Below are 2405 nucleotides of genomic sequence, written 5' to 3' on the forward strand. Positions count from 1 at the left end.
AGCGTAGCCGTGCTCGTCGCGCAGACGCTCGAATATCCGCTTGGCCGTGTGGCGCTGCTTCACCGGCGCCGCCCCGTCCGCCTCCAGGATCGCGTCGATCACCGGCAGCAGCGGCGCCCAGCTTCGGCTTCGCCACCGGCTTCGTGCGCCTGTAACCCGGCGGCAGCGAGAACCGGCACATCTTCGAAACCGTCTCGCGGCTCAGCCCGAATACCCGGGACGCATCGCGCTGGCTGTTGCCCTCGACAAACACAAAATGGCGAACGGCGGCGTAAACTTCCACGACAAACATTCCCGGCCGTTCCCCCAAAAGGAAAACAGCCTATCCACTGGCCGGGTTTTACTCCGGCGCGGCCGACCCTCNCACGACAAACATTCCCGGCCGTTCCCCCAAAAGGAAAACAGCCTATCCACTGGCCGGGTTTTACTCCGGCGCGGCCGACCCTCTCGCCGCCGCTTCGTGGCCTAATCCGACATTCCCCATATGAACCCCGGTTTCTGGCGACATGGTAGTCTTCGTGGCCGCCGAGGGCAATGTTAAGCGCGGTGCGGGAGGGTAGTCGCCTGGATTTGCTGCTGATCCGCCTGAGCCGGGCCTTCCCAGGCGGTTGATGGCGTCGATTCTCGTCATCAAGGCACACCTCTCTCGTGGTTCTTGCCGGAACTCATGACAACCGGACGCGTCACGCCGGCGCTGGATCGGGCGGCGGCCGCAGTTCGGCGATCAGCCGCAGGATCTCGGCGAACAGACCCCTTGGCACCGCGACCTCAGCCAACTGGAACGTGACGTAGCGGCCGTGCGTGACGATCCTGGCGCCAATCTTGACGAGCTTCTCCTTCAAGCTGGTCAGCGACCAGTGTTTGACCGCCTCCGGCAGAGCCAGCGTCCGCATGAAGTTGCCGAGATTGTAGGCGAGTGTGTGAAGCTGAAGCCGCACGGCATTGTTCTGGAACCTCCGGCATGACAGCCGGGTCCACACAATCGCGTTCTTGCCCTCCTTGATGTGCTGCTCGGCTGTGCCGCGCTGATTGTAAAAGGCGACCACGCGCGTGGCCGGTCGGCTCAGGTTGGTGACGATGAAGCCGACGCGGGGACAGAGTTCCCCTGGATGCCATTCCACCTTGGCAACCACGCGGCGCTTCCTGTCCCATGACCCTGCCTGATAGCTGAAGCTGGCATGGGTGCGAACCACATGATTTGGCGGGCGGCCGACGGGTCGCGTCAGGAGGTACGCGATGCTTTGCTGAAGGATCGCGTTGGCCTTGAGACGGATCGTGTACTTGTAGCCCTCGGCCTCCAGAAACCCATAGATGTCCGGAGCGGCGAAGGCGGCATCGCCTCGGAAATAGCGGCGCAGGTCCCGTTCCCGGTACCGCTCAACGACGGGTTCAAGAACGCCGCGCCAGCCGTCGGCGCTGTGAACGTTGCCCGGACGAAGTTCGCTGCGTTCCAGATCACCGAACTGGTTGAACACGAACAGCGGATGGTAGCAGGTGCAGGCAAAGTGCCCATTGTAGGCGGTGCCTTCCTGATCGCCGTGGGTCGGGCTGACGCTGGAATCCATGTCGAGCACGATTGCCTTGGGCGGATGCCGCGCGTGCACCCGGTCAATCCATTGCCCTGACAGATCAGCCAGTGCAGCGAGGTTCTCGCCGCCGGCAAGAAACTCCGTCTCGAAGCGCCCCATCTGGCTTGTGGAGGCGGCCTGCTTCGCAACGGCGCGACCGCCGACAATCCATCGCATCGCCGGGTCACGTCCCAGGCGGTCGGCGTCGTTCACGTCCTCGTAGCCACCGAGGCGGCCGAACACAGACTGACGAAACAATCCTGTCAACACATGCTGGCTATTCTTGCCGGTGCGCGGATCGACGAGATCGTCGCCGACCATGTCCGTCAATCCGAGGGCGTAATCGAGCTCGCGGTAGGCCAGCAATCCGGCGTCGGTGGTGATCCTGGAACCGTGGAACTCAAGCTTCAGGCGGCGGTCGAAATCGAGCCTCAGAGGGCCATCAACCGATTCACCCGCCGGGTTCGCCATATGCTCCGCCCCAAAATGCGTTCAACACATTGATACTTATACCAGAATCAACGATCGAGCGCATCATTCAATGGGGCCATATGGGAAATCCGGGCTAATTTGTCACCGCCCTACACAATCGTCTGCGATCTCGAGCGACGACGGATCGTGAAGCTTCTGCCGGATCGGGAAATCGCAACTGTCGCGGCCTGGATGTCGGATCATCCCGAAATCACTGTCGTCTCCCGCGACCGCGGAGGTGGCTATGGAGAGGCTGGACTTGCCCCGCATTCGTGGCTCTTGCGCATGTTGTGTGGTCTTGAGGCGTCGCGACTCTTTCTAACACCGCAGATGATGCGGTGGAGGAAGCATGCCTCAAATATCGAT

General features: G+C 62.1%; 2 protein-coding genes and 1 pseudogene. 1 reads left to right on the forward strand and 2 read right to left on the reverse strand.

Going from position 1 to position 2405, the window contains the following annotated elements:
• A pseudogene (locus tag VQ045_RS21520) lies at positions 1 to 292 on the reverse strand (IS21 family transposase); the annotation flags it as partial.
• 391 nt (positions 293 to 683) lie between these two features.
• Positions 684 to 2039 carry an IS1380 family transposase gene (locus VQ045_RS21525; RefSeq protein WP_331831576.1) on the reverse strand — a complete coding sequence of 452 codons (1356 nt, stop codon included), beginning with the start codon at positions 2037 to 2039 and terminating at the stop codon, positions 684 to 686.
• Between the two features lie 147 nt (positions 2040 to 2186).
• On the opposite strand from VQ045_RS21525, the gene VQ045_RS21530 reads away from it, so the two are divergent.
• Positions 2187 to 2405 (forward strand): hypothetical protein (locus tag VQ045_RS21530; RefSeq protein WP_331831577.1); only part of this gene is annotated, 219 nt, incomplete at its 3' end.

Origin of the sequence: Aurantimonas sp. E1-2-R+4 (genome assembly GCF_036549515.1) — a bacterium.
GTDB lineage: Bacteria > Pseudomonadota > Alphaproteobacteria > Rhizobiales > Rhizobiaceae > Aurantimonas > Aurantimonas coralicida_A.

Coding starts and splice junctions, on each gene's coding strand:
- VQ045_RS21525 (WP_331831576.1), bottom strand. CDS start 2,039: ATGGCGAACCCGGCGGGTGAATCGGTTGATGGCCCTCTGAGGCTCGAT.